Source organism: Calothrix sp. UHCC 0171 (assembly GCF_034931845.1).
GTDB lineage: Bacteria > Cyanobacteriota > Cyanobacteriia > Cyanobacteriales > Nostocaceae > Brunnivagina.
In genome coordinates, this window is the sequence record NZ_JAYGHN010000052.1 from 1 (window position 1) to 26,868 (window position 26,868).

The window sequence follows — 26,868 nt, forward strand, 5'->3', positions numbered from 1 at the left end:
CCCTATGCACTTGGAGCTAATACTGCTGCTGCAATAGCTCATCTTCGTGGATATGACATTTATTCAGAACGGGTTAAAACAATGGTTTTGTTATGTCTAATTGGTGAAGCAGGAGAAGAGATACTTAAAAACATAGGCATTGCAATTGGTAACAAGCTATTTAAAAACTTGATTAAGCAGATACCTGGCAGGGTTTTGATTGAAATAAATAAGAAGATTGGTTTTCGACTTATCACGAAAGCTGGTGAAAAAGGTGTAGTTAACCTTATGAGAATGGTGCCTTTAGCCGGAGGTTTCGTCGGAGGCACTTTTGATGGATTATTTGTCAATAGCTGTGGAAAGACAGCAAAAAAAATTTTTAAATAATCAGTCTTTCACAATATTATTTGTTTGGTTTCACTCCAACCAACTTCTGCAAAAACTGATCATATTAACTTTACACATATAGAGACGCGAAATTTTGCGTCTCTACACATTATTTGGGTCTGAACTAATTAAATGTTATTGAAATCCAAACCTAACCAACTACAAAATTAACCAACTTACCTGGAACAACGATCGCCTTTTTAATCTCTTTACCCTCAAGATGTCGTTGTGCGACTTCCGACTCACGGGCAAATTTTTCCAACGCATCCTTATCTAAGTTGGCTGGTGCTTGCAAATCACCGCGTTTCTTACCGTTAATTTGAATGACTAAGGTTATTTCGTCCACAATCATCGCTTCGGGGTCAAATTTTAACCAAGGGTGAATGTGTACTGATTCTGTATTCCCTAATTGTTTCCACAATTCTTCGGCAATATGGGGTGCAAAGGGAGCTAACAATACAACTAAAGTATTGATACCTTCAGCAAATACAGATGAATCCTTACAACCTGCGTCATTCAGGGCATTACTCAATTTCATTAACTCAGAAATCGCTGTATTAAATTGATAGCCACCTTCGATATCTTCCGTAATTTCCCGGATGGCTGTATGGATTGCTCTTCTTAAATCCTTTTCTGGTTTGGTTATTTGTGCTTGTTTATTCGCTTGTCTTGAGGACTTACGATCTATAAATTCTGTCACCAAGCGCCAAACACGGTTTAAAAAGCGATATTGCCCTTCGACATCAGCCTCATCCCACTCCAAATCTTTTTCCGGTGGTGCTTTGAACAAAATAAACATCCGGGCTGTGTCAATACCATATTTAGCAATGACATCCTCCGGTGCGACACCGTTACCCTTCGATTTGGACATGGTGGCGTAAACTAATTGTAATGGTTCGCCGGTTTTGGGGTCACGCGGGTCTGCTGGATCAACTAAATTGCTGGGAACCCATTTGTCTTTGTCGGCTTTGTTCGGGTTCATATAGGTTAAACCCTGTACCATTCCCTGGGTTAATAAGCGTTGGAATGGTTCATCGAAATTCAATAAACCCCTGTCTCGCAAGACTTTGGTAAAGAAGCGCGAATACAACAGATGTAAAATAGCATGTTCAATCCCACCAACATATTGGTCTACGGGCATAAAGTCATTGACTTTGGACTTATCGAAAATTTGGTTTTCGTTTTTTGCGTCGGTAAAACGCAAGTAATACCAGGACGAATCGATAAAGGTGTCCATTGTGTCGGTTTCCCGCTTTGCTGGTGTCCCGCAACTTGGACAAGGTACATTTACCCAACTTTCCAAGTTTGCTAATGGTGAACCTCCGCGTCCCGTTAATTCGACATTATCAGGTAATTGGACGGGTAAATCTGCATCGGGAACGGGAACCGCACCACATTCGGGACAGTGAATAATGGGAATTGGCGCACCCCAATATCTTTGTCGGGAGATTAACCAGTCGCGCAAACGGTATTGAATACGAGATTTCCCAAATCCTTTTTGTTCGGCATATTCAACAATGGCTTTCTTCGCTTCACCTGAAGCCATACCATCAAATTGCTGGGAATTTACTAATACGCCAGCTTCGGTATACGCGGCTTTTAATTCCTCTTCTGCTTGCCCCTCTTCAACAATGACAACCTTAATTGGCAAATTCTGATCTTTGGCGAATTTAAAATCACGGGCATCATGGGCAGGTACACCCATCACTGCACCTGTACCATATTCATACAGGACATAGTCAGCAATCCAAATGGGTATTTCTTCCCCTGTAAATGGATTAATTGCCTTGGCTCCTGTGGGAATACCCCGCTTGGGTTTATCCTCCGCAGTTCGCTCCAATTCGCTTTGACTTGCCACTTCTTTCACAAATGCTTCCACTGGGGCTTTTTGTGCGGCTGTTGTCACCTGGGCTGTCAATGGATGTTCGGGAGCCAATACCACGTAGCTAACGCCATAAACTGTATCGGGACGTGTCGTATAAACGGCAATTTTCTCATCCATCCCATTTTTCGTACCGACAATGGGAAATTCCAAATACGCACCCGTTGATTTGCCAATCCAGTTAGCTTGCATTAACTTGACTCTTTCTGGCCATCCCGGCAATTTGTCAAGGTCGTTTAATAATTCTTCAGCATAGTCGGTAATCTTCAAAAACCACTGCCGCAATAACTTCCGCTCAACGATCGCACCACTGCGCCAAGAACGTCCTTCACTATCAACCTGTTCGTTGGCGACAACCGTTTGGTCTACAGGGTCCCAGTTTACCGCAGCTTCCTTTTGATAAGCTAAACCTGCGGCAAAAAATTGCAAGAAAATCCACTGCGTCCACCTATAATAATCGGGGGAACAAGTGGCAACTTCCGTATCCCAATCAATCGAGTAACCAAGACGCTGCAATTGCGATCGCATCTGCTCGATATTTTGATACGTCCACTTTGATGGAGGCACACCCCTATCGATCGCAGCATTTTCCGCAGGTAATCCAAAGGCATCCCAACCCATTGGATGTAGCACCCGATACCCTTGCATCCGCTTGAGGCGAGCGATCGCATCTGTAATGGTATAGTTACGGACGTGACCCATGTGCAAACTCCCCGATGGATAGGGAAACATGGATAAGGCATAGAATTTTGGCTTGTTTAAGTCATGAGGGGTTTTATCTAAGCCAAGTTCAGTCCATGTTTTTTGCCATTTTTCCTCAATTTCTGCTGGGTTGTATCGGAACTCCACTGAAAATACTCCTATTTCACATACGCATTTTTTTCTGCCTACATATTGTAGATGCTTGGCAGGGGAGATTTGGGATTTTTCTTGTATTACAAGTATAATACAAAAATCTCGATAGCGGAAAAGTTGAGTTTCAGGGCTGGCGTTATATCGATTCGCAATTCGCAATTCGCAATTCGCAATTCGCAATTCGCGTAGTGGCTTCTCTGTGAGTGTACGCCGCAAGGCGTTTTCGTAGACTAGCAAGATTAAGCTACGCAATTGAAAAATCCTGACTTGACAGGGGTTTCAGAATTTGGATATGTTTCACCGAAGTTATCACGTAAAATACCTGGGAGTTTGGAAGCCCTGCGGCTTCAGCCCAGGGAGGAAAAACGACTCGTGCAGATTTATCTGCATTCAAAAATGCTAAACTACTTGTAGCAAGTAGGAATAACCATCTACGTGATGAAACACCCTAGTAAGGTGAAATCCCTGATTTACCTCGTTCCTGAACAAGTTCAGCCCTGGGTAAACAAGCAATGGCAGGATGTTGAGCGTACCAAACTGGCATGGTGATGGACTCGGAACGCAACGAAATTTAAAAAGTAAGCGCAATTGCAGCATCTTTAAAGGTAGTTGTTTTGAGCGTCTAGGGGGATATTTGACTATCCCTTTTAAGCAAGTCTTAAAGAATCTGCCTCTCTTCAGAGGGCAGAGTGTCAAGCTCTATCACTGAATCTAATGTGAGAATTTATTTATCCCCATTCAGTAATAAGACGGAAAGAGTAAATCCTCCGCCAAGTAATCTATTAGGAAATCTCTGTTCTTGATCTCATTTACTTGCACAAGCTGTATAAATAGCAGCAAAATATTACAAATTTCTATTCTTCCGTTTCTTCAGTCATTCCTGGGTTGATTAATGTAATATCGTATTCAGTGGAATCAGTTTGCCCAGTTCGCATGGAATCCTTCAGCAGATAGTAGATTGCACGTACTTGAGGTCCAAAGACTATTTCATCTTCGTTTTTGAGGTCTTGTGCTGGTAGTTTGCGTCCATTAATCATTAAACCATTGGCGCTAGGCTTACCTTTGGCATCTCCATCGACAATGCGATAATAATAGGTATGATTACTTTCATCGCGGGGAAGCCTGACAAGTGTGGCATGACGACGCGAGACAAACTGCGAATTTAGACGAATATCGCACTCGCGATCGCGACCAATCGAATATACTGGACGATCGAGGTTAATTTCTTTACGTCCGCGATCGTCTTCTACGATCAATAGATGACTTTCACTAATTTCTGCTGCCATTGGCAAATCGTTGCTAAAATCAGTTGGAATTGAATTAATTAATATTTTTTGAGTATTGTTCACTGCCATCCTTAATAGTTCTTGGTTTTAGGGTATGTAATTAATACGAATTAGCATTCCGCAATGCAATGCTAAACTCAGCCTTACTGATAATTCTCGTCAAGAAGAATCTTTTTAGCAAAGTCCTCCTGATGAGCAAAATTTTGAGTTTGCTTTAGCCCGCATCCGCTTTGTCAGGACACAAAAAAGCACCAACTAATACGACAAACCTCACAGTCTTGATGCAAATTAAAGTCTGATGATTTTAACTTTGCACTGACTGTTGTTTTGATGGCATGAATAAATTAATGGCATGAGTTGTGCGATCGCTGTTCTTTTGTTAATAAAATTGTTAGCAACTGCCCATTAAAAATCCCTGTTTCAATCAAGGTAGTCGGCTAATTCTTGCCCGCAGGTGTAAATTAGCTGCTAAAACTGACGACACCTAGCTTGGTTTTCGCTATTTGAAGAGTGATGTCAGTTGAGCATGATAACGCTACCTTATCACTAATACACAATTATTTGCTAGGTTTGAGCAAACATGAGTATGTAGTAAGCATACACGAATGGAACGCTAATTAAGCTTACCTCGCGACACAGTGTGATCTAAAGATTAGAATACCCTGAAATTGTCCAAACTAGGTATTGCTGGGAGTTAAATGGCAATTAAATGACTTAAACTCATTGAGAGTCGGGGCTGCAAGCTGCTACTCGTCGTAGCAAAAGAGAATTGGTGACAACACTAACCGAACTAAATGCCATTAATGCCGCAGCGCCAGCAGGGTTGAGAACTAAACCGAAACTGGGCAGGAGAACACCCGCAGCGAGAGGAATGCCAACCGTATTATAGGCGAATGCCCAAAATAAATTTTGGCGGATTTTGTTGAATGTCGCACGGCTCAACCGAATCGATTCTACTACATCAGTTAAGCGATCGCGCATCAGTATGATTCCAGCCGTTTCCATGGCGACATCTGTTCCCGAACGCATGGCGATTCCCAAATCGGCTTGTGATAGTGCTGGTGCATCATTGATTCCATCCCCCACCATTGCCACAATTGATTGAGAATTTTTCCCTTTGCCCTTTTTATCTTCTTGCAAAATTTGTATCGCCGCAGCTTTCTTAGTTGGGGGGACACCAGCAATCACATCGTGACTATCTAAATCAAGTTGTTTGGCAATCGCGTTCGCAGCTTCAATGCCATCGCCACTTAAAATCATTACCCGCAAACCCATTTGCCGCAAGTTTTCCACTGTTGTTTTGGCTTCGGGTCTTAAGGTATCACTAACAGCAATTATCCCGGCGACTTGATCATGAATGGCGATATAAACCAATGTTTTTCCTTGATTTGCCAGCTCCTGGGCTGTAGTCTTCGCTGTGTCGGAAATAACAACCCCATGCCAACTTAACCAATCAGAATTACCCAATAAAACATTGCTGCCGTCAACTAATGCCGACACACCTAAACCTGGTTCGGTATGAAAATTAACTGCTTCTGGCAGGGTATTTAATGATTGTGCTGTCGCCGCATTTTGAATTGCTGTTGCTAGAGGATGACATGTACCGCTTTCAACTGCTGCGGCAATTTGTAGCAGAGATTCGGGCGATTTAGATTTGGAGATGTCTGATGTAGATAAATTTCTCCCTTGGCTGTCAACTTCCTCTGCTGCCAAAACAATACAATCTGTCACAATTGGTTTACCTGTGGTAAGAGTCCCAGTTTTATCAAAAACTATCGTGTCAAGCTGATGGATAATTTCTAAAACATCGCCACCCTTAATTAGTAAACCGCGTTCAGCACCCATTGCTGTACCCACAAGAATCGCCGTTGGCGTAGCAAGTCCTAAAGCGCAAGGGCAAGCAACCACCATCACTGCGATCGCTAATTTGAGACTTAAGAGAATTGGGGAGGGGGGAAGTGGGGAGGACTGAGTGCTGTGCGCTAAATGATGTGCCATGGGGACTGTGGCAGTCATGGTAATATTTGACACCACATCAGCCCAAATGTGAGTACCAAAGCAGTACCAAAATAAAAACGTTAACAAAGAGGCACTGATGACAAAATAGGTAAAATATCCGGCGACAGTATCAGCTAACTTTTGCACAGGGGCTTTGCGGGTTTGTGCAGCTTCAACAAGAGTAATAATTTGAGCGAGGGTTGTTTCACTACCTATACGGGTAGCACAAATTGCGATCGCCCCAGATTGATTAATTGTCCCGGCGGTGACGTTATCTCCCAATTGTTTCATCACGGGTACGACTTCACCCGTTAGCATCGACTCATCCACCGTGGTTTGTCCATACACGACTTCCCCATCGACGGGTATTTTGTCCCCTGGCAACACCTGTAACCATTCTCCCACCCGCACTTGTTCGGCGGGAATCTCAACAATGTCAGCATTGAGAGGATTGGGCAAAGTCGATTGTTCTAATTCCCCTGGCTGCTTTGCTTTCCCAATCAACCGTGCTACTTGGGGTTGCAATGCCAGTAAATTTTTAAAAGCCGATGCGGCACGACCTCGTGCTTGTTGTTCTAAAGTTTTTCCTAATAAAATAAATCCCAACATCATGACTGGTTCGTCAAAAAAACATTCCCAGCCCAGTTGAGGCAATAGTAATGCGATTAAACTGGCGGTATAAGCTGTAACTGTACCTAAACCGACAAGGGTATTCATATTCGGTGCATTGCGTCGCACTCCCAACCAGCCATCAACTAAAATTGAACGACCAGGGATTAATAATGCGATTGTAGCGAGTCCACAATGAAACCAGATGTTATTTAATCCTGGGACGATGGCATCTAGGATATTACTGAAATGCCCTAAAGTTGAAAGTAGTAGTAATAAACCCGCAACTGTCAACTGGCTGAACACCGATTGCATTCCTGGACGAGAAAAGCGATCGCTTTTTGCTTCTATATTTTGTTCTATATTTTTTGCCGCAGTTCCAGTTCTCCCCTGGGGTAAACGCGGTTGACTGGGAAATCCGCCGGCGGTTAAATGCTCTGCTAAGGCTTCAGGAACGACTACACCAATTTCCGATTCAACTACAGCCACCTCAGTTGCCAAATTGACGCAGACATTGATGATCCCCGGATATTGATTGAGTTGACGTTCGACGGAACGCACGCAACCAGCGCATTTCATCCCTCCAACATCAAGGGTGATTTTTTCGATTACTGGCTTGTTTACTGTGGTGTTTTCAGAATTTGCTTCGGCTTTTGGGACAAGTTGCATGGGGAATTGTGGGATTTGCTACGAAACTTCAGCACAAATAGCGCCTCTTCTTTGAGCGTAGGCTAAATCTGACAAATTGACCAAGTTGACGTATCGTCAAACTAATTAACTTTTCGTTAATTTTTGGGGATTTACTATTTCCTCTCCAGTCCGGCTAATTTAGTGATCATTTTTATCGTCATTATTTAGACTGACGACTACCCCAATGCAGATAAGTAAAATATATGACTGCACCAAGTTGAACGGGGATCAATGCAATCTGACTTTTCCAAAAGTCATCTACACCTAAACTTGAGACTGCATAAAAATATCCGCAACCGAGAATTAGAAATGGGAGTAGTAGTATTCTTTTAGTTCTAAGTTTCTGCATATTGTATATTCATTATCTAGATTCATCATGTCTAAGAATTCAACCCCACTTTTGATATAACAAAAAGTAGGGTGAGTGTGGTATTTAAGACACAATAAAAATATTGTATCTTTATGGAAAATATATTTAATTGTTTATATGCTCTAAAAATTGTATTCAGCAGTAATAATTACGCGATATCTAGTTCTAGAACCAACCTTGTTTATTCACAAAGTATGTGTCTACAAATTCTTCATGATTTTTGTTCAGATAAATCATGCCTTCCATCAGACCGACAAGCTGCATAATTAAAAATGGCACTCCATAGGCAAACACAATTCCCACTAAGGAAATAGCCAGCATGATTGAGCCTTCCGCAGAGTATCCCAAAACAAATTTATGGACACCAAATCCACCAAAAATAATACCACAATATCCAGACAAAATTTGCTTGGTAGCGTGGCTAGGGGTGAGGTTTGCCATTGACTAAAAACTCCTTGGTAAGAATGTATAAAATTGAGATTTTTATTGTCAGTAGAAGAGATATATTTATTTTCCTGAGTGCGTAACTGATGTACTGAGTAAATACAACCACTTGGTTGATTCAGTACAAAAATGAAAATATATGGCTAATTACTAACGATTAGATAGTTAGTCAATCATTGTGAATATTTAATCCGTTAATAGCTCTTAAGTAATCAGCGATCGCTAGTAACTAATTAATCACAAATAACAATTAATATTCAATAGTTATTTAAGTTCTTTATTTATACTTCATAAGTAAAATTTAATAATTGTGAGGGTACAATTACCCATCAATTACTAACAAGCCCGTATAAATAAATAACAAGCATGGACAATAATTATTGACAATTAACTATGATGAACTAACATTTTATGGCTCGTTAGAATTAACTGTATTAATGCAACTTTCCTTCATCAGATTAGAAGCATTTAACAGAACATATAGCCAGATATTAGCGCTTCCAGATTAGGAAAGAAGCGTTCTTAACATATAGGGAACTTAATCGTCAGACGAAGCCTGCGATTATCACCGTTTTGTATGTAACTGTAGGTAAAAATGAAGAAAAATATAAGCACAGCAGCCTTGCTTAATTGAGAACAAAAATACTTTTGCTCGGACAATTCAAAGCAATATCATTAAATCCGCTACGCCATATTACTTTCTACAAGCGATCGGCTGAAATCCCGGACTTTTTTATCTCGTTGTTATTACCTGAATACTAGCATAGACACTTTCTAGCCGGAGTTCGTTCCCAACAAAATGTAAGAATTGACTCGCATCGAAATTAACCGAGCTGAATAAACAGTATAAAAATCATTACGAGGATTAGGAAATTAATTCGCTCGGAACTGTAACCAAATCGAAGCTAAGTAATAACTCTGACACAATACTGACAAAACTTGTTCACAAATTAGCCAACTATATAGTTAACTATTGTTTTGCTCAGTGTTTTGTGATCTATTTAACATTTCCCTGAGTTTGTTGCGTAACTTAATTAACAATTATCCTCGCTGAGATGCATAAATTTACTGTTGATTTATTTTTGATTGCAATATATTAATGCAAATGTTTAGTGGTTTGTCAAGGGGGTGAACACACTCACTAATTATTACTGCTACCAAGGACGAATAAACTGAGGAGAGTACCACCATTCCAAATGCTGTGAAGTAGCATTGGAGCAAGAAGATTACGGCTTCTGGTATAGACTACCCCCAGCACAATTCCTAGGGAAAATAGGGGTAAAATTTCTGACAAGCTCAGATGCGCGATCGCAAAAATGAAAGCGCTAAGGATAATCGCACCCCAAACGGGCATGTAGCGGGTGCAGGAAGGGAGTAGGAAGCCGCGAAACAGGAATTCTTCAAATAAAGGAGCGGCAATAGCGGCTGTGGTAAAAAATATACTTAGTGTTACAGAGTCTTGTCCTGCAAGTGCAAGTTCGAGTAGGGGGTTACTTCCTCCTTGTCCTTGCCAAATTTGTTGATTTATTAACGACACCAGCAGGACGATGGGCAAGGCGACGCAGTAACCACCCAAACCCCAGAGAATCCATTTACCACCGAGACGGAAGCGAAACCAGTCTTCAGGCAGGGGGAAAAATGGCTTGACTGAGATGTAGAGAACAGAGATGGCGGCGATCGCCATGAGAACGTAACTGAGTAAAATATATAAAGCTTGAATGCGAATATTGCCATTAGCGGCAGGAAGAGGAAGCAATCCGATGAGCAAGGGCACTACCAACTGCGCCATCAAGAAGAAACCACCAACAAAAACCAGTAAAATTGTTTCCACATCCCAAGGCGTTGACCATTTTAGCTGGCTATTTTGCCCTAATATGGATTGTTTGCCTTTGAGTAAGCGTTGAGCGATCGCAAAAATCAATAATCCGAAGCCAACTAGTACAGTTAAATTGGGGAGAACTCCAACAACCGCCAGTTTGATGGCGGCTTGTTCGGCTACATCTTGCTGTGAAGAATTAAGTGCTGTGAGTGCATCATCTCGTTGTTGAAGTCGATAAAGTTGAGATAGAGCTGTATATCGATACCAACCGTTGAGATTAGCTGTGGTAAGTTCCAGGGCATTTGGTAAGAGACGGGCGGGGCTTGCCCAAATTCCCGTTAAAACGCGGGCTGTTTGCTGTAAATCGGGATTAACTAGGTTTTGTTGGGTGACTTCATCCCAAGTTTTGATTGCTAAGTCTATTTTTTCCTGTTTTGCTTGGAGAATTCCCAAACGTAAATCGACTTCTGCTAAGTTTTTTTGTTGTTCTTGGAGAGATTTTAATAAAAGTTGTTTTTGGTTTTGGGCAGCACTGTTGGTTGACAATAATGTACTCTCTTGGGTAGCAAGTTGAGTATTAACAGGCTGTTGTTGAAGTTTGGTGAGGCGAGTTTTGGTTTTTTCTAAAGCTGCTTTTGCTGACTTTTGGGCGGCTTCATATTCTGTAGTGGCATTTTCTATTGGTTTTGCCCCTAAAATTGCATCCCTTGCACCTTGATAATTCTGATCTGAAGTCGTTTCTGGTTCCCAGGTCGAGGCTTGTAATATCATATCGGTTTGATAGAGTTGCAAGCGACTTTTAAACTGAGGTTCTTGCCAACTGCGAATTAAGGCTGAGGCTGCTAATAAGACAGCTACAGCCGTTAATAAGATTACTACCAATCGCTTGAAAGTCATCGTTACCCCTTTACCTTATTAAACAAAAAATTAAATTATTTAACTACTATTTCGCTACATGATTCAGTCAATCGGTATTTAAATTTCATCTTTGCATTCCCTTGTCTTTGCGTCGTTACAGTCGCTGTGATTACAGTTATTCCTCGGTAATTATCGCCCATTATCACTGGCAGCAAAAGGAAACCATCATCAGCGATTTATTTCGTCAAAATAGATGTAGATGTGAATCAGGCAGGTAGAAGCAGATGACGACTATGGTTAGCTTACCAGAAGGTTCTCGAAAATCATCATTGCAGCGATTGTTAAAGTTGATTTTCCAGCCAATTCAGTACATGGAAGACAATGCGAAGAATTATGGTGATACCTTTACTTTGTTCAATAAAAGCGGTAATCATATCGTTTATTTTTGTAGCCCTCAAGCCTTGCAACAGATATACACCGCCGATCCGAGTCATTTTGATGCCGGGAGAGCAAATCGGGGTTTAGGGTTCCTTGTGGGGGCAAATTCCCTAATTGTTTTGGATGGCGATCGCCATTCGCAACAGCGTCAGTTATTGACTCCTCCATTTCATGGCGATCGAATGCGGGCTTATGGGGATAAAATTCGCGAAATTACTCAGCAAGTCATGGACGAGTGGGAAATTGGTAAACCTTTTAATATTCGTTCATCAATGCAGGAAGTTTCTTTGCGGGTGATTTTGCGAGTTGTTTTTGGTTTAGATGCCGGAGAAAACTTAGAAAATCTCCGAAATTTGCTGAGTTCTCTATTAGATTTTATTAGTTATCCACTCATGTCTACTTCCTTATTTTTTCGCTTTCTGCAAAAAGATTTGGGAGCCTGGAGTCCGTGGGGTTGGGTCATACGACAAATTCAGCAAATTGATGAATTAATTTATGCTTTGATTGCTGAAAGAAAAGCTGAAGATTATCAAAATCGCCAAGATATTTTGAGTTTAATGATGACTGCACGTTACGATGATGGGCAGGGAATGTCTGATGTTGAATTACGCGATGAATTAATCACATTGCTGTTAGCGGGTCATGAAACTACAGCATCAGCTTTGACATGGGCTTTTTACTGGATTGACTATTTACCTGAAGTCCGTCAAAATTTGTTAACTGAGCTTGATTCTGTTGATGATAATTTACAACTTAGTAATATTGCCAAACTACCTTACCTCACAGCAGTCTGTCAAGAAACCCTACGAATTTACCCAATTGTGATGTCAAGCTTTCCAAGATTTGTGAAAAAGCCGATTGAAATTCTTGGTTATAATTTACCTGTAGGAACAGTTATTATACCTGGAATTTATATTGCCCATCATCGCGAAGAAGTATATCCAGAAGCTGATAAATTTAAACCAGAAAGATTTTTAGAAAGACAATTTTCTGCCTATGAATATTTACCATTTGGTGGTGGCGATCGCCGTTGTATTGGATTAGCTTTTGCAATGTATGAAATGAAAATTGTCTTAGCAACAGTTTTATCTAAATATCAAGTTTCACTTGTGAATAAACGTCCGCTTAAACCAGTACGTCGTGGTTTAACAGTTGCCACGCCAGGAAACATGAAAATGATGGCAAAATATCGTCTTCAATAATTATTGAAATTAAATATCCCCAAATGTTAGTTAATCGGGGATATCTAAAATTTTCAGGTAGAAATTTATTTATTTTTCATGGTACTTTTAGCTTGTTCTAAAGCAATTTCTTTAATTGCTTGATATGAGTTAACATTTGCCGAGCCTTCAATCGCCTTAACCGCTAAATCTTGCACCTGTTTTAATGCAGATTCCAGTTGATTAGAAAGATTCATAATTCGCGTTTCTTGGTTAGATATAGTTTGTTCTAAAGATTGCGATCGCTGTTCATAAAATCTTTTTTGTCCATCAACTTCTTTAGCAAGTAAATCTGATTTGACTTTTGCTTGGTAATATGCAATTCCTTTACCTTCTTCAGTCGCTTTTTTCAGAGCAGCTTCTTTTTCTTTCGGAAAAGCTTCTACTTTTGCTTTATATTCTTCAAATTGTTGTTCACGTTCAGAAATAGCTTTTTCTCGTTCAGACCAATTTTTCTCTGTTTCCAATTGCAAGTCATTTAATTGTTTGTATAAACCCTTTTGCTGTTGCTCATACTCATCTAGACTGAGTTGACGCTGAAGCTCTAAATCATATAAGTAATCAACATTTTCACGCTGACGAGTTTTGGAGAGATTTTCATTACGTTCTTTGATAAATAATTTATGTTCTTCTTGTTCTTTACGCCAAGAATCACGTTCTTCTTGAATTTGCTGTGAGAGAGTTTCTAAAATTTGATTATACTCTTCTTGATAAGTTTTAGAATTATCCTCATAAGTTTGGATAAGACTATCGAGAGTATCTTCTTGAATTTCAAGATTATGTAATTCTTGTAATTGTTGAGTTGTCTCTTCCACAGATTGTTTAATTTCTGCTAATTTAGAGGCTCTAGTTGTTAACAACTCCGACAATTCATTAGCAGCACTACCAAAACCTAACTGAATTTTCACTAAACTATCGATGGTATAGTTCATCTTTTGTTGAATACTTACTGAAGAATTCATAGTTGTTATCTCAGTTACATTTTTTTCTGTAGTTGTGGAATTAGAGTTAGAAGTCAGGTTTGAATCTGCTTTATTTTGCTTGATAGTTTGGTCTAATTGTGATTTTAGTGCAGCTTTTTCCTTCGCTAATTCTTCATAAGCTTGCAGAATTTCAACTTTAGTGTTTTTGTCAGTTGGTTTCTTTGTCGGCATAATCTCACTCCTGAGAGAAATAGAAAGGGCAAAGGATAAATAGTTAATCAATAAAAAGGAATGAGCAAACAGTTAATAATTAACTATTTACTGGAACCATCAAATGCACGCATTGCTAAATCTTGTGCTTGTTTCAAAGTTGCTTGTAGCTGAACTGTAATACTTTCGATTTGTTCAGTTTGCTTTTGAATAGTTTCTTCCAATGATTTAATTTTTAATTCGTAGCTTTGTTTGTTTGCTTCCCACTCTTTATCAAATAAATCAGCTTCTATTTTTGCCTTTTGAGTTGTTTCTTTAATTGCTTCCTCACGTGCTTTCTTCACCACTTCTTCTAACTCCGCCGGGAAAGCAGCAACTTTCTTTTGATATTCTGCAAATAGCGGCTGGTTAGCTTTTAAAACCTTCTCGCGTTCTGCCCAATTTTTCTCTTTTTCTTGGGCATTTTCTTGTAAATCACGTTCTAAATTTCGCTTTTTCGCTTCGTAAGCATCAGAATTAATCTTACGAGTATTTTCTAACTGATATGCATACTCTTCGTTTTCTTGCTGGCGTTGCTTCATTTGCAACTCATTATCTGCTTGTAAGGCTTCGTCAAATCGTATTTGTTCTTTTTGCCAATCTTTACGAGTTTGTAAAATTTCTTTTTCTAATATTTCCCTTTTACTGCCCGTATCTTGTTCCAGGTTTTTTAATTTCTCTTGATGTTCTTGCGTTAAGACATCAATAGTATCAGCAACTATTCTGATTTTTTGGAGTTCTTGCAAGTATACGGTTTCTACTTCTATAGCTCGATTGAGTTCATCTAACTTTGAGTTTTCTTTCGCTAATTTTTCAGACAGCGAATTGACAATGCTACCAAATTCTAGCTGTAAATCTGCCAAGCTTTTGACGATGCTATCAACAGTGTAAGTTGAAGCGGTTTCCAGTATTTCCTTATTTTTTGCTTTTTCCGCAACTTCAAGTTTCGTTGCAATTCTGGATTCAATATTCTTTCGTTCGGTTAATATCTGCTGAAATGCTTGCATTAATTGCTGTTTGCCATCCTTAATCGCAACTATGCCCATATACATAACTCCCTGAATCGTAATGATTTTTAATTAAGCTAATCAATTTGCTAAAAAAGTACATCAAGACGCACCTGTACATACATCAGGCTAGCCTTGAAGCATATGTTTTAAATGCAGTGAAAATGCTGAAAATAGTACCTTCTCAACAAGGAAAACTATCCTTGCTTTAATGTTTTATTATTTTGTTTTTGGTACTTTTGTACCATAAGTTTAGCCGAGGAAATTTACTCTTGTCAAGAAGAAAATTCTGGAATACTCCAAATGCTCAATTATGTTCGCAATTACGTTTACTGATGCTTTTTTATACTTTATATTGCGGGCTACGTATATAGCTAAATCCTAAATTAAATGCAAATTATTTAATCTAACTGCACGGAGAGTTGATAATCTGAATATATTTTGCATATCTCCGTATATACTGAGACCAAGTGAGAATTGGAGCGATAAAACTACATTATTTTTATTGACTTTTATTGCTAAAGCGAACACTTCAGCTTTGATACTGAGTGCTTAAAACCCATCAATTTTTCTTGGTACAAGATGTGAGATAATTGAGATAGATACAGTTGAACACCCTTATTTTGCAATCTTGATCGATGTATACCACCAATGAATTGACAAAATATCCTCCGGCATCGGAGTTCGGTCAAATCAGTCGCATTTTAGTAGTCGAAGACGAAGATCTGATAAGGGAGATGTTGGTTTTGGCATTGGAAGGAGAAGGCTACGAGGTAGTAGCAGCAGTTGATGGGCGTGTTGCGGTTGAGAATTTAAAAAATAGCGAAGCTAACTCAGGGGAATCAAATTTCGATTTAGTGATTTTGGATTTGATGCTCCCCCAAATCAATGGTTTGGATATATGCCGTTTATTGCGTCATCAAGGCAATCCAGTACCGATTTTGATGTTGAGTGCCAAGGGTAGCGAAACCGATCGCGTTTTGGGTTTGGAAGTTGGAGCTGATGATTATCTCACTAAGCCTTTTAGTGTCCGAGAATTGGTGGCTAGATGTCGGGCGTTACTGCGTCGTCAGAGATTAAGTGCTTTATTACCAGCACCGGTTTTACAGTACAAGGATGTGACTGTGTACCCTCAGGAATGTCGGGTATTGGTTCGGGGAGAGCAGGTAAATTTGTCGCCAAAAGAATTTCGCCTGTTAGAGTTATTTATGAGCTATACGCGGCGAGTTTGGTCACGAGAACAGTTACTAGACCAAGTTTGGGGGGCTGATTTTGTCGGCGATAGCAAAACAGTGGATGTACATATTCGCTGGTTGCGGGAAAAATTGGAGAGAGACCCCAGCCATCCAGAATATATTGTGACTGTGCGGGGATTTGGCTATCGCTTTGGATAGTTTAGTTTGGTTTAGTTTAGTTTAAATATATGTTATGTAAATTTTAACTAGTACATCTTGGCGGAAATGAAGCTACCATAACCTGCGGAAAGTCTCTCCACGCCTATAAAATGGCTAAAAAGTTAAGAATATTGGCTTTGTTTCTTTTGCCTTTTGCCTTGACTTACTAGCTATCGCTGGTGATAGTTGTTAGTTTAATTTGAGAAAGCAGCTAACAACTAGTGATGTTTGATGTTCGTATTGGGTTTTTCTTTGGGATTAATCTTTGGTGTCGGGTTTTGGGTATGGCAGCAATATCAGCTAAACCGCTATTTGGCGCAGATGTTGCAACCTTTGACTACTCGATCGCCTCTAAGTGTCTCATTACCTTTGATTCCGCGTCTACGTGATGAAATTGCTCTGGTTAAGTACCAAGGACAGTTTTTGCAGCAGCAATTACGAACTTATCAAGATTTATTGGAGTTTGCTCCAATTGGCTATCTTCAGGTAGATGACGAAAATCAACTACTATGGTGTAACGAACAAGCAAGGGTAATGTTGTACTTGGAGCGCTGGCAACCGGGACAAGTACGCTTGCTGCTGGAATTGGTACGCTCATACGAACTTGATCGTTTAATTGAACTGACTCGCGATCGCGCCGCACAGCAAATTAAGGAATGGGAGTTCCATCCCTCTTGTGAAAGTCCCCAGGCTGTGATTGACGTAAAACCGATAATTCTCCGAGCTACCAGCTTGCCCTTATCACAGGGACAAGTGGGCGTATTTTTAGAGAATCGGCAGCCATTACAAAATGCAATTTTAATGCGCGATCGCTCGTTTTCTGATTTGGCTCACGAACTGCGAACCCCACTCACTTCCATTCGTCTAGTAGTGGAAACCTTGCAAGACCGTTTAGATTCCCCCCTCAAAAGCTGGGTTGACCGTTTGATGCTGGAAGTTGACCGTCTGATTAATTTGGTTCAAAGTTGGTTAGACCTTACCCAACTGGAAAATAACCCGAAACTGCAACTGCAACGCCAACCTGTAGATATAAAATCTTTAATTTATTCCGCTTGGGAAACCCTGGAACCATTAGCACAACGACAGCAAATCGACTTTTCCTACTCTGCGCCAGAAAATATCTGGATTCAAGCTGACCCTTCGCGAATGTATGAAGTATTTGTAAATTTGCTTGACAATTGCATCAAGTACAGTAATTCCCATAACAAAATTCAGGTAGAAGTAAGAATTATTCCCGCCAAACTCAGCGCCAGTAAGATTCCTGAAAATTCCCGCGAACAGATGTCAAAATATACCTCTTTTGGTGAATCAAAGTTAGAAATTAATGTGATAGATTCGGGGGTGGGATTTTCGGAAACAGATTTACCTCATGTATTCGAGAGATTTTATCGCGGCGATACAGCTAGAACCCGTAAACCTGCGGAAGAAAATAGCCTCAACACAACAGTCGTCGGTACTGGTTTAGGATTGGCGATCGTTCAACAAATTGTATTAGCACATGGTGGCTCAATTAAAGCAATGAATCACCCCAAAACTAAAGGAGCTTGGATGCAAATTGAATTACCAGAAGTAATGGCAAACTATCGAAGTCAAGACTATATTTAAAAGTATCTTCATTATTTTAAGACTGGAAGAGTGAAAGCAATTCTTTATAATCACAATCCAGAATCATCCCAACTAATACGCGATATTCGCCGCTTAGAGCGAGATGTACTGCGTATGGGTGCGTTAGTAGAAAAATCCTTTCGCCTAAGTCATCAAGCATTATTTGCGGGTGATTTAACAGCATCCAAAGAACTTCCCAAAATTGATCGGAAAATCGATCGCTTCTATAAGCAAATCGAGCTTGATTGCACCCTAATTTTGACACACCAATCACCAACAGAACGTGATTTACGCTGCTTAAGTGCTTTTATGCAGTTAGTACGTGACTTAGAACGTATTGGTGACTATGCAGAAGATTTGGGTGACATCGCGGTGAAATTATTTTCCTATCCACCACATCCACTGATGCCAGAAATTGCGATGATGTCACACCATGCTCAAGCGATGCTAGCTACAAGCTTGGTTGCTTTAGCTGATTTAGATGAAGCCAACGGACGCAATATCAAACAGTTAGATGATGCCGTGGATAATGCCTATGAACGAGTATACAATGCCTTAGCACAGCAACGCGATGTGCCCGGTTTATTAGAACCTTTTCTACTGTTGGGACTAGCAATTCGTTGTTTGGAAAGAATGGCTGATCATGCTACAAATATTGGACAACGAGTAGCATATATTGTGACTGGGCAACGCTCTTAGTTACAGGCGATTAAGTTAACAATATTATTAAGTTAACAATTCCAACAAAAACTTCAGTCTTGATTCTAAACCTAATATATCCATATCGAATGATCAAAATCAAAGACTGTGAGGCAACATCAAGAGTTGCTTTTTTTATACGAATTCTCTCTCCATCAATTAAAATTTGGTTAAGCAAAGTACATTTTATCAAAAGCTTACCTGTTCTTAAACTTGCTAGATTACAGTAGCGAAGGCAATCTTAAATTGTTTTCCTTAACACCTATGGCTCTAGTTTGATTCGTTATGAGTAAATTAGTCACAACATTCTTCTTCTCTAAGATAAAGTGAGCAAGGTTCAATACAGGGTTGTCTGTGAGCAATAATTTCTGTAAATTATATGTTACATAAATTATTCTTTACAGAATTTGTGTAGGAAGTTTTAACCTACCGTATCCACCCTAGAATATATTTGTGTAAAATATGTAAAATATATAAAATACATTTCTATATAAATATATTGGTTTGTGCTTATCACTTTACTCATAGTAAATTAATGTTGGAGTTTGCGATTGATAGTGAAAAATGCTGAATTATTTTTTAATTTCAATTGGAAACTTAGAGGTTAATTTACTCTCTAACGAAAAATTAGTGCCATTTTCTAGATACTATGGATAAGTAATATCTTTAATAGTAAATATATCAAAAACGGCTAGAAACTAGACTCCCTAAATCGCTATAGCGCCTTCCGATTAGACTTAAAGGCTAATAAATAAAGGCTAATACCTAACCGCTTGCAGTATAAAATCAGGTTTATACCTATTAAAAATTATTAGGAAAAAATATTTCCTAGTACCAATAGATAGTTATTTTATGCAATCTTTTGTATTAAAAACGACATCTTAAGTCTTCAGTAACTAACTGTATTAAATAAGACAGATATCAACCATGAAAACAAACAGAATGAGGTAAAAATTCTCGGTAAGCAACACAAGCAAAGATACAAAAATATTAACATTTTTTAGTTTTATTTAGTAATCACAGCTATTTGATCATAATTTACCTGCTTGATGACTGTTTCTCAAGCCTGATTATCAACTACAAGTAAAAAAACTCATTACTATTCAATCGGTGCTTATTTGCGTATCGCATGATTCAATAACTCCAAGTAATTAGCCTTTCAGGTTACTTGATGCAATGCTAACCTGTCTAACTTTAACTAGACCTCAAACATGATATATTCCACCAATCGCAACATAAATCCTGTTACACATCCAACTTCCCCTATTCAACCAGTTGCAAATAGCTCCTTGCCACAAAAATTATTTGCCCGTCGTGAAGCCATCCCAGCGCAAAATGAGCTACTTTGGAGAATTGAGCGTGGGGCAGTTCGGACATTAACTTGGGATGAAGATGGTACTTTTATCACTTTGGGTTATTGGGGAACTGGAGATGTGATTGGTTCTCCCTTGTCTTGTGTTAAACCCTACCAAATTGAATGCTTGACAAGTGTTGAGGTGAGCATTATTCCCTCTCACTTGTGGCATCAAAATGTCAATGCACTGATATGCCACATTCAACAATCGGAAGAACTTCTGAGCATAGTTCATCGCAAAACTATTTCCGAACGATTGTGGCTGTTTTTAGTTTGGTTGAGTAAAAAATTCGGTCGTGATGTTGAACAGGGCACACTCATTGACTTGAACGTGACTCATCAGGAAATGGCTGAAGTCTTGAATACTACTCGTGTGACTGTCACACGCTTGTTGCAAGAATTTGAAGAAGAAGCAACTCTGATTCGTCACAAACGTCGCATCATCATACTTTCCAAAAGTCAGAATCCAAATATCACAAATGCAACCCTGGGAAAGCCTCTAGCTAATACTACTCAGCGACAGAGCAACAGTAGCTCTTTCTTGCCTGGTTATCTTCAACCCAGAAGCTAATCAATATCAATACTAAGGATAACAGTCTTGGATTGATTTAGATGAATTACTGGCATAATTTACATGAGTTATTTGCCAAAGCCGATGTTGTCGGATTTTTTTGATACAGTTTTCTCTTTTTTGGCAAAACTGCGATAAGAATCTCCTTACTGCTCTTTTTACATCTAAATGCTGAACAAGATTGGTGTTAAAAATATTACTTGTTCAAAAATAAATTCAAAAGACAATATATCTGTATTTCTTGACTATTGATCGAAAAAAAATAGTGATTGTTAACCTTTCATTAACCAAAGGGAAATAAGTCATGAAATCGTTATGTATTGGGAGCGATCGCCGCACAAAGCATAAATTGAAAAAACTGACAAGAGCTTGAAACTACAAATATATAATAAATGTTCGATACAAATAATATTCAGATTAAAAATTTCCGTAAGTTAGTAAAAATCTCCCAGAGGTAATGTAAAATAAACACAGGTAGGTGTGAGTGAGAATACAAAATAATGTCTAAACTACTCTGGAACATTTTAAAATTCAGCCCTGTTGTCGTTGCTGCAACTTTGAGCGCAGCAGGTAGTGCTTTGGCTGGAGAAGTTAACGGCGGCGTGACTTCAGTTAACCAACTGGCGCAAGGACAGCAATCTGAAAATATTGGTCAAGTAACATCTGTATCCCAATTTTCAGACGTACAACCCACAGACTGGGCATTCCAAGCATTACAGTCCTTGGTTGAGCGCTACGGTTGTATTGCGGGCTACCCCAATGGTACTTATCGCGGTAATAGAGCTTTGACTCGTTATGAATTCGCCGCAGGTTTAAATGCTTGTTTGGATCGCGTTAACGAATTGATTGCAACTGCAACTGCTGACTTGGTGACTAAAGAAGACTTAGCTGCATTGCAACGCTTGCAAGAAGAATTTTCAGCAGAATTGGCGACTTTGCGTGGTCGTGTTGATAACCTGGAAGCCAGAACTGCGGAACTGGAAGCAAATCAATTTTCCACCACAACCAAGTTAGTTGGGGAAGTAATTTTCAACCTTTCTGATTCCTTTGGTGATGCCCAAGCTGTCCGTTCCAGTCAATTAATCAATAATACAGCACCTCGGAATGCTGATGGCTCTCTTGCGAAAAGAGACTTAGATAGCAATTTAGTTTTTTCAGATCGCGTACGTTTGCGTTTGAATAGCAGCTTTAGTGGAAAAGACCAGTTGCAAATCCGCTTACAAGCTAGAAACACTATTTCTAATAGTGGTACCACTGGAACCAACATGACTCGTTTATCCTTTGATGGTGATAACGGGAACGATGTCGTGATTGATAAACTCTGGTATCGTTTTCCCTTGAGCGATGCACTGAGCGTTAAAGTTGATGCGAATTCGGGTGAATTTTACGACAACATGCCCAACTTTAACCCCGACTTGGCAAGTGACTCACGGGGTTCCATTGGTCGTTATGCACGTTTCAGCCCCATTTACCGTCAAGGTAGTGGTGGTAGCGGTGCAACCATCAACTTTGCTCCCAAAAATGGTCCAATTTCCGCATCAATCGGTTATCTAGCTGGTGGTGGTGGTAGAAACGTTGGTAATGATCCCACCGACAAAAATGGTTTGACCGATGGGAACTTTGCTGCGATCGCCCAACTTGGTTTCCAACCCAGTAAGAATATTGGTCTTGGTTTAACCTACGCACGCACTTACCAAAATAGTAGTGTTGTTGGTGGTGGTGTCAACCAATTTGACTCAACTGGTAGTGACTTAGTCAACAGACCTTTCGGTAACGTGCCCACAACTGCCAACCACTACGGTTTACAAGCGAATATTCGTGCTTCTGAAAAAATAGCCGTTGGTGGCTGGGTTGGTTATGCTGACATGGAAGCTCAAAGTGGTGCTGGTATCGCAGGTAAAGATGCAACCGCTTTCTACTGGGCAGCAAATCTTGGTTTGAGAGACTTGGGAGCAAAAGGTAGCTTACTTGGTATTACTTTTGGTCAACCTCCCAAAGTTACTGGTAATAGATATAAAATTGGTGGTGTTCGCCAAATCGATGCTGACACCTCCTACCACCTCGAAACTCTCTACCGGATGCAAGTATCTGACAATATTGCCGTTACACCTGGTTTGTTGGTTATCTTCAACCCAGAACACAATGACCAAAACGACACCGTTTATGTTGGTACATTGCGAACAACATTCTCGTTCTAATGTCGTAAATATTGAGAGCGTTTTTGGGCTAACATAACGCATACTTGAGGGGCGAACATTTGTTCGCCCTTTTAATTTAATCTTTTAAATTTAATGATTATAATTCTTCGGTTGCCTCTGGCTTTTTTAAATCTGTAGGAGGTCTGTCATTACTCCAAGCCCACCACACACAACCGCAGTGACAGTGATAAAATTCCTGCCATTTACGGCGATGATTTTCAGTAGTGACAGGGGCACGCCTGTTGATCCAAACTTTTGTTGCTTCTAAACTATGGGCATGACATTTCGGACAACAAAATGTGTAAGCGTGAACAGCCTGATTTGTCCATTCAGGTGGGATGAGTGCAAAGGCTTCCATGTAGGGATTTCAGATTTTATGGTAGATTTTAGATTTTATTTGAGATTTGTGACTGAACATTAATTAAAAACATGGAGCAAAATTCCGAAATTCGTCGCTTATCAGAATTAATGCCCGCATCTGCTCGGATGATGGTAAAAATAATCAATAAACCAGAGCAAACAAAAGTAATAGATATTGTGTTTCCATTACCTGGAAATCGAGAACGACTTATATATATTAACTTTGATTTATGGTGTAAGTTGACGAAGCCACAACGAGATATATTGTTTTTGCGGACGGTAAGCTGGTTAGTAGAGGTGAAATGGTTTAAACCGGATATATCTCAGGGGATTATCTTAGCGGGTTTATTGGTTGGTTTGGTAGAATTCAGGCAAGGTGATGTAGTTGGCACGATCGCCGCGTTAGCATTGAGTGGTATGGGAATAGTCAGAATTTGGCGAATGAATAATTCCCAGGAGTTGGAAATTAGTGCTGACAATGATGCGTTGAATATTGCCCAACGTCGGGGTTATTCGCAAACCGCAGCAGCCGAAAACTTACTCAATTCCATTGAAACTGTAGCTAAAATTGAGGAGCGATCGCATTTAAGTTTTAATGAGTTAGTGCGCTGTCAAAATTTACGTGCTATTTCTGGTTTGTCTGCTATTGGGATTCCTAAAATTTAGCTGTAACTGGTTTTTACAAATCTATCTGCAATACCTCTACATTAAAGAAAGCAGAGGAAAATAGCTACACAAATACTACTTATAAATCTACATGTTCTTGATAGAGACTTTGGACTAAATTCTCTAATTTTTCATCGGTACAACATTCGATTAACATCTCAAAAACATCAACTAATTTTGCGGCATCTTCTCCTAAAGTTGGGCTTAAACCCCATACATCTTGAACCCACTCTTGCGGGCGATCGGTTTCAAATATTATCCTTTCTAAAAGTTGTTTTGCTTCAGTTTTCGACATTGACATAATACTTATTCTTTCCTGATTACTTACTCAGAGAATCCCCAAAATAAATTACTTAATTCTACTACTCCAGGTGACAATGCATTCCGGCTGACGCTGAATACATCCTACACAAATTGGGTATTTAATTAGTTGAAAATCCCTAATTACTGACTAATTATCATATGAGTTGAGTTGAATTTACTCCCATCTGGAATTGCTAACTAAAATGGTATTTCCCCACGAAACCACTGTTGGCTAGATAAATTTAACCAGAAAACATCAGTATTTTCTGTATACATTTCTTCGCCTTCAGCTAATTGAAAAATATAACCTTTGACAATTTTAATACAATTTTTCTCTGGGATAAATTCCGCATCATGCTTGTATATCCAACCAGGATTTTCCCCCTTTGTCTCTATTTTTTCAATAGTCAAATCATCGCAGTCAAGACAATATACACGAGTGGTATGGGGACATCGATCCTGTAGATGCCCCAAACAACCCACAATAAATATCTTATTATCAACTAGCGTCGCTGAATGAAAATCTGTAGGTGGAAAAATATCGATGGGATATGTGTAAATATTTATTTCGCCCTCTGTACATTTGACAATGACATCATTATATATACAAAAATCTGGGTCTTGACCATCTTCATGTTCACCACCGATGTAAATTACCCGACCATCAGCTAGGCAATTACTCGACATTCCATATCTCTGAAAACTCCAAATTGGTCCTTCGCGCAACCTATTTGTACACCCAAACTCCTCGCGTGCTTCCCAGGCTGAATAACCTGTTGTCACCATATATTTCCAAAATTCACAATTCATCAATTCGGCATTGTAGTGTCCAAATTTTGGATATTTTTGACGTTGAAAAGTTTCGTAACTTACCGTCATATGGGATTTTGGATTGGAGATGTTTATCTAGCTAAGATGAGCGATCGCACTCAAGCAAATGTAGGGTTATCGCACTTCTACAGTTTTAACAAAAATAACAAAAAATAGTGCTAATCATGGTGATTAACACTTTGATGTAGTCAAATATTCACAATTATTTATTTCCAGTTCTAGACATTTGTGCCTCAATTTGCATTACCACCGTTAATGCTGAATAACTTACCCCAGCAGTTCCTTCTCCGGGATGCGTCGAGTCTCCCACTAACCATAAACGGGGAATGGGTGTACGATTAGCAAAACCAAAAGGTCCAAAAGTCGGGATGCGCTGACCAATTCCCCCAACTATACCTTGTTCTCGCCCTGTGTAACGTTGAAAAGTTCGAGGTGTGGCGGCTTCTACATGGATCAGGGTTTCCGGTTTCAAGTAGAAGTATTTATTTAAATGGGATATGGCTTCTTGGGTAAATTTCTGTTTTAAGGCTTTGTAATCTTCCGTTTGCCACCAAGGTTTCACATCGACGAATGATGAGGCAATAATTGTTGCTTTACCTTCCGGGGCGCGTCCATCACCGGGGTGACTCACCGATACAAATAAAGAATTATTTTCGCCGATCGCACCATTAGTATCATATAAAAATTGCAGGTGGGGTGGACAATCGGCAGGCACGGCACTTGCTTCTACGCCCAAATACAGCACAAATGCACCGGAGGGTGAAGGTAGTTTGGCAACACGCCGTTTGTAACCCCGTGGGGCTTTATCTCCTAAGAGTTTAACTAAGTTTTGTACAGTAACATTAGCAATAATATGGTCGGCTGTTTCTTGGCAAACTTCCCCTGTTTTTTGATTCCTAATAGTTACTGCTGTGGCTTTCCCATCGCTAACGTGAATTTTTTCGACGGTGTGACGCATTAACAACTTCCCACCATCACGTTCCAAAGCTGTGACTAAATGGTCGCTGAGAACCTGCATACTACCTTGGAGGTGAAATAATCCCTGGGGTGCTTGTGATACTGCTAAAGCGGTTGCAGCATAGAGTAATGCCGTCTCTTCTGCATTTACCTGTGAATATAGTTTGAGTTGTAAATCCAAAAATGTCCGCAAGCGATGCTCATTTTCCAAACCGTAGGCACGCAATGCATCTCCCACTGTAAACAGCATATAAGGTACCGTAATTAGGGTTTGCGATCGCACTGCTTGGGTTAATTGCCACAAATCCCAAAGATTGCGCGGTGGTAATACCGGGTTACGTCCTTGAAAATCCCAACTGGCTTTAAACAAGGATGCCAGCAAAGCCCAAAATGGTTCGCTACCGGGAAACTGACATTGCCGCTCCTTCTGCCATTTTTCGGGATTGCGCCAAACATTAATCGGGGTAGTTTCCCCTGGTAAGAATACCGCACAAGCTGGGTCACATGGTGTTGCTGCTGGTAAATCAATTCCTAATTCCGCAAAAATGCGATCGTGAATACCCCCAGGCTCTAAACCAGCCACCTGGGTTGCACCCACATCAAAGGTAAATCCCTGACGCTGGAAGGTGGAAGCACAACCACCCGGTACTATGGCTTGGTCGAGAATTAAGACTTCGTAACCTCGATGGGCGAGTAATGCTGCTGCCGTTAAGCCACCAATTCCGGCACCAATGACAATGACGCGGGATTGGCAATGCGATCGCGATTTAGTATGGGAATTATTCAGCATTGATAATATTATTTACGTTTTTTAATATTTCTTATTTTAATTTTAGAGGATACGCTGTCCTGACGTTTTTGTATCTCCGTATCTGGTTCAATTTTGACCCTTGATTTCGCAGCTTTCCTTGTAACG

18 protein-coding genes and 1 pseudogene are annotated in these 26,868 nt (G+C 39.9%); 8 read left to right on the forward strand and 11 right to left on the reverse strand.

What is annotated here, in order from left to right:
- Window positions 1-366, forward strand: a pseudogene (locus VB733_RS24540) (hypothetical protein); the annotation flags it as partial.
- A 151-nt stretch (window positions 367-517) separates the two neighbouring features.
- On the opposite strand, the gene leuS reads toward VB733_RS24540, so the two are convergent.
- From leuS to VB733_RS24565, 5 genes are all read right to left on the reverse strand, one after another.
- Window positions 518-3,097 (reverse strand): leucine--tRNA ligase, encoded by a 2,580-nt coding sequence (gene leuS / locus VB733_RS24545; protein ID WP_323342690.1) that lies wholly within the window; start codon window positions 3,095-3,097, stop codon window positions 518-520.
- A gap of 860 nt (window positions 3,098-3,957) precedes the next feature.
- On the reverse strand, window positions 3,958-4,458 hold the full coding sequence (locus tag VB733_RS24550; RefSeq protein ID WP_323342674.1) for an FHA domain-containing protein: 501 nt from the start codon (window positions 4,456-4,458) through the stop codon (window positions 3,958-3,960).
- Between the two features lie 651 nt (window positions 4,459-5,109).
- Window positions 5,110-7,665, reverse strand: a complete 2,556-nt coding sequence (locus VB733_RS24555; RefSeq protein WP_323342675.1) for a heavy metal translocating P-type ATPase — start codon at window positions 7,663-7,665, stop codon at window positions 5,110-5,112.
- 556 nt (window positions 7,666-8,221) lie between these two features.
- Entirely contained in the window at window positions 8,222-8,497 is a 276-nt protein-coding gene (locus VB733_RS24560; protein WP_096609393.1) for a TM2 domain-containing protein, read from the reverse strand.
- Between the two features lie 1,144 nt (window positions 8,498-9,641).
- Window positions 9,642-11,216, reverse strand: a complete 1,575-nt coding sequence (locus VB733_RS24565; RefSeq protein ID WP_323342676.1) for a type II CAAX prenyl endopeptidase Rce1 family protein — start codon at window positions 11,214-11,216, stop codon at window positions 9,642-9,644.
- Window positions 11,217-11,461: 245 nt separating this feature from the next.
- Here VB733_RS24565 and VB733_RS24570 point away from each other — a divergent pair, with 245 nt between their 5' ends.
- Window positions 11,462-12,817: a cytochrome P450 gene (locus VB733_RS24570; RefSeq protein WP_323342677.1), complete on the forward strand. Its 1,356-nt coding sequence runs from the start codon at window positions 11,462-11,464 to the stop codon at window positions 12,815-12,817.
- Between the two features lie 65 nt (window positions 12,818-12,882).
- On the opposite strand, the gene VB733_RS24575 is transcribed toward VB733_RS24570, so the two are convergent.
- Entirely contained in the window at window positions 12,883-13,989 is a 1,107-nt protein-coding gene (locus VB733_RS24575) for a hypothetical protein (RefSeq protein ID WP_323342678.1), read from the reverse strand.
- 83 nt (window positions 13,990-14,072) lie between these two features.
- The gene (locus VB733_RS24580; RefSeq protein WP_323342679.1) at window positions 14,073-15,053 is read right to left on the reverse strand and encodes a hypothetical protein; all 981 of its coding nucleotides are present in this window, start codon (window positions 15,051-15,053) and stop codon (window positions 14,073-14,075) included.
- Between the two features lie 599 nt (window positions 15,054-15,652).
- On the opposite strand from VB733_RS24580, the gene VB733_RS24585 reads away from it, so the two are divergent.
- The 5 genes from VB733_RS24585 to VB733_RS24605 all read left to right on the forward strand — a co-directional run bounded on the left by VB733_RS24585 (window position 15,653) and on the right by VB733_RS24605 (window position 22,835).
- Complete coding sequence (locus VB733_RS24585; RefSeq protein WP_323342680.1) at window positions 15,653-16,408, forward strand: response regulator transcription factor; 756 nt, start codon at window positions 15,653-15,655, stop codon at window positions 16,406-16,408.
- A 231-nt stretch (window positions 16,409-16,639) separates the two neighbouring features.
- Window positions 16,640-18,013, forward strand: coding sequence for a HAMP domain-containing sensor histidine kinase (locus tag VB733_RS24590; RefSeq protein WP_323342681.1), 1,374 nt, complete (start codon window positions 16,640-16,642; stop codon window positions 18,011-18,013).
- A gap of 30 nt (window positions 18,014-18,043) precedes the next feature.
- Window positions 18,044-18,712: a phosphate signaling complex protein PhoU gene (phoU, locus tag VB733_RS24595; protein WP_323342682.1), complete on the forward strand. Its 669-nt coding sequence runs from the start codon at window positions 18,044-18,046 to the stop codon at window positions 18,710-18,712.
- Between the two features lie 1,211 nt (window positions 18,713-19,923).
- Window positions 19,924-20,637 carry a Crp/Fnr family transcriptional regulator gene (locus tag VB733_RS24600; protein ID WP_323342683.1) on the forward strand — a complete coding sequence of 238 codons (714 nt, stop codon included), beginning with the start codon at window positions 19,924-19,926 and terminating at the stop codon, window positions 20,635-20,637.
- A gap of 500 nt (window positions 20,638-21,137) precedes the next feature.
- Window positions 21,138-22,835 carry an iron uptake porin gene (locus VB733_RS24605; RefSeq protein ID WP_323342684.1) on the forward strand — a complete coding sequence of 566 codons (1,698 nt, stop codon included), beginning with the start codon at window positions 21,138-21,140 and terminating at the stop codon, window positions 22,833-22,835.
- A gap of 97 nt (window positions 22,836-22,932) precedes the next feature.
- Here VB733_RS24605 and VB733_RS24610 read toward each other — a convergent pair whose 3' ends face one another.
- On the reverse strand, window positions 22,933-23,193 hold the full coding sequence (locus VB733_RS24610) for a hypothetical protein (protein ID WP_323342685.1): 261 nt from the start codon (window positions 23,191-23,193) through the stop codon (window positions 22,933-22,935).
- A gap of 71 nt (window positions 23,194-23,264) precedes the next feature.
- Between VB733_RS24610 and VB733_RS24615 the strand changes: the two genes are divergently transcribed.
- Window positions 23,265-23,861, forward strand: a complete 597-nt coding sequence (locus tag VB733_RS24615) for a DUF3318 domain-containing protein (protein WP_323342686.1) — start codon at window positions 23,265-23,267, stop codon at window positions 23,859-23,861.
- A gap of 79 nt (window positions 23,862-23,940) precedes the next feature.
- Here VB733_RS24615 and VB733_RS24620 read toward each other — a convergent pair whose 3' ends face one another.
- The 3 genes from VB733_RS24620 to crtD all read right to left on the reverse strand — a co-directional run bounded on the left by VB733_RS24620 (window position 23,941) and on the right by crtD (window position 26,742).
- On the reverse strand, window positions 23,941-24,162 hold the full coding sequence (locus VB733_RS24620) for a hypothetical protein (protein WP_323342687.1): 222 nt from the start codon (window positions 24,160-24,162) through the stop codon (window positions 23,941-23,943).
- A gap of 200 nt (window positions 24,163-24,362) precedes the next feature.
- A complete protein-coding gene (locus VB733_RS24625; protein ID WP_323342688.1) occupies window positions 24,363-25,043 on the reverse strand; it encodes a hypothetical protein in 681 nt (226 codons plus the stop codon).
- Window positions 25,044-25,197: 154 nt separating this feature from the next.
- Entirely contained in the window at window positions 25,198-26,742 is a 1,545-nt protein-coding gene (crtD, locus tag VB733_RS24630) for a C-3',4' desaturase CrtD (protein WP_323342689.1), read from the reverse strand.
- Window positions 26,743-26,868: the final 126 nt, after the last annotated feature.

Bases quoted from the DNA above. Each gene is read 5' to 3' on its own strand.
- VB733_RS24550 (WP_323342674.1), bottom strand. From the start codon at position 4,458: ATGGCAGTGAACAATACTCAAAAAATATTAATTAATTCAATTCCAACT.
- VB733_RS24555 (WP_323342675.1), bottom strand. From the start codon at position 7,665: ATGCAACTTGTCCCAAAAGCCGAAGCAAATTCTGAAAACACCACAGTA.
- VB733_RS24560 (WP_096609393.1), bottom strand. From the start codon at position 8,497: ATGGCAAACCTCACCCCTAGCCACGCTACCAAGCAAATTTTGTCTGGA.
- VB733_RS24565 (WP_323342676.1), bottom strand. From the start codon at position 11,216: ATGACTTTCAAGCGATTGGTAGTAATCTTATTAACGGCTGTAGCTGTC.
- VB733_RS24570 (WP_323342677.1), top strand. From the start codon at position 11,462: ATGACGACTATGGTTAGCTTACCAGAAGGTTCTCGAAAATCATCATTG.
- VB733_RS24575 (WP_323342678.1), bottom strand. From the start codon at position 13,989: ATGCCGACAAAGAAACCAACTGACAAAAACACTAAAGTTGAAATTCTG.
- VB733_RS24580 (WP_323342679.1), bottom strand. From the start codon at position 15,053: ATGGGCATAGTTGCGATTAAGGATGGCAAACAGCAATTAATGCAAGCA.
- VB733_RS24585 (WP_323342680.1), top strand. From the start codon at position 15,653: ATGTATACCACCAATGAATTGACAAAATATCCTCCGGCATCGGAGTTC.
- VB733_RS24590 (WP_323342681.1), top strand. From the start codon at position 16,640: ATGTTCGTATTGGGTTTTTCTTTGGGATTAATCTTTGGTGTCGGGTTT.
- VB733_RS24600 (WP_323342683.1), top strand. From the start codon at position 19,924: ATGATATATTCCACCAATCGCAACATAAATCCTGTTACACATCCAACT.
- VB733_RS24605 (WP_323342684.1), top strand. From the start codon at position 21,138: ATGTCTAAACTACTCTGGAACATTTTAAAATTCAGCCCTGTTGTCGTT.
- VB733_RS24610 (WP_323342685.1), bottom strand. From the start codon at position 23,193: ATGGAAGCCTTTGCACTCATCCCACCTGAATGGACAAATCAGGCTGTT.
- VB733_RS24615 (WP_323342686.1), top strand. From the start codon at position 23,265: ATGGAGCAAAATTCCGAAATTCGTCGCTTATCAGAATTAATGCCCGCA.
- VB733_RS24620 (WP_323342687.1), bottom strand. From the start codon at position 24,162: ATGTCAATGTCGAAAACTGAAGCAAAACAACTTTTAGAAAGGATAATA.
- VB733_RS24625 (WP_323342688.1), bottom strand. From the start codon at position 25,043: ATGACGGTAAGTTACGAAACTTTTCAACGTCAAAAATATCCAAAATTT.
- crtD (WP_323342689.1), bottom strand. From the start codon at position 26,742: ATGCTGAATAATTCCCATACTAAATCGCGATCGCATTGCCAATCCCGC.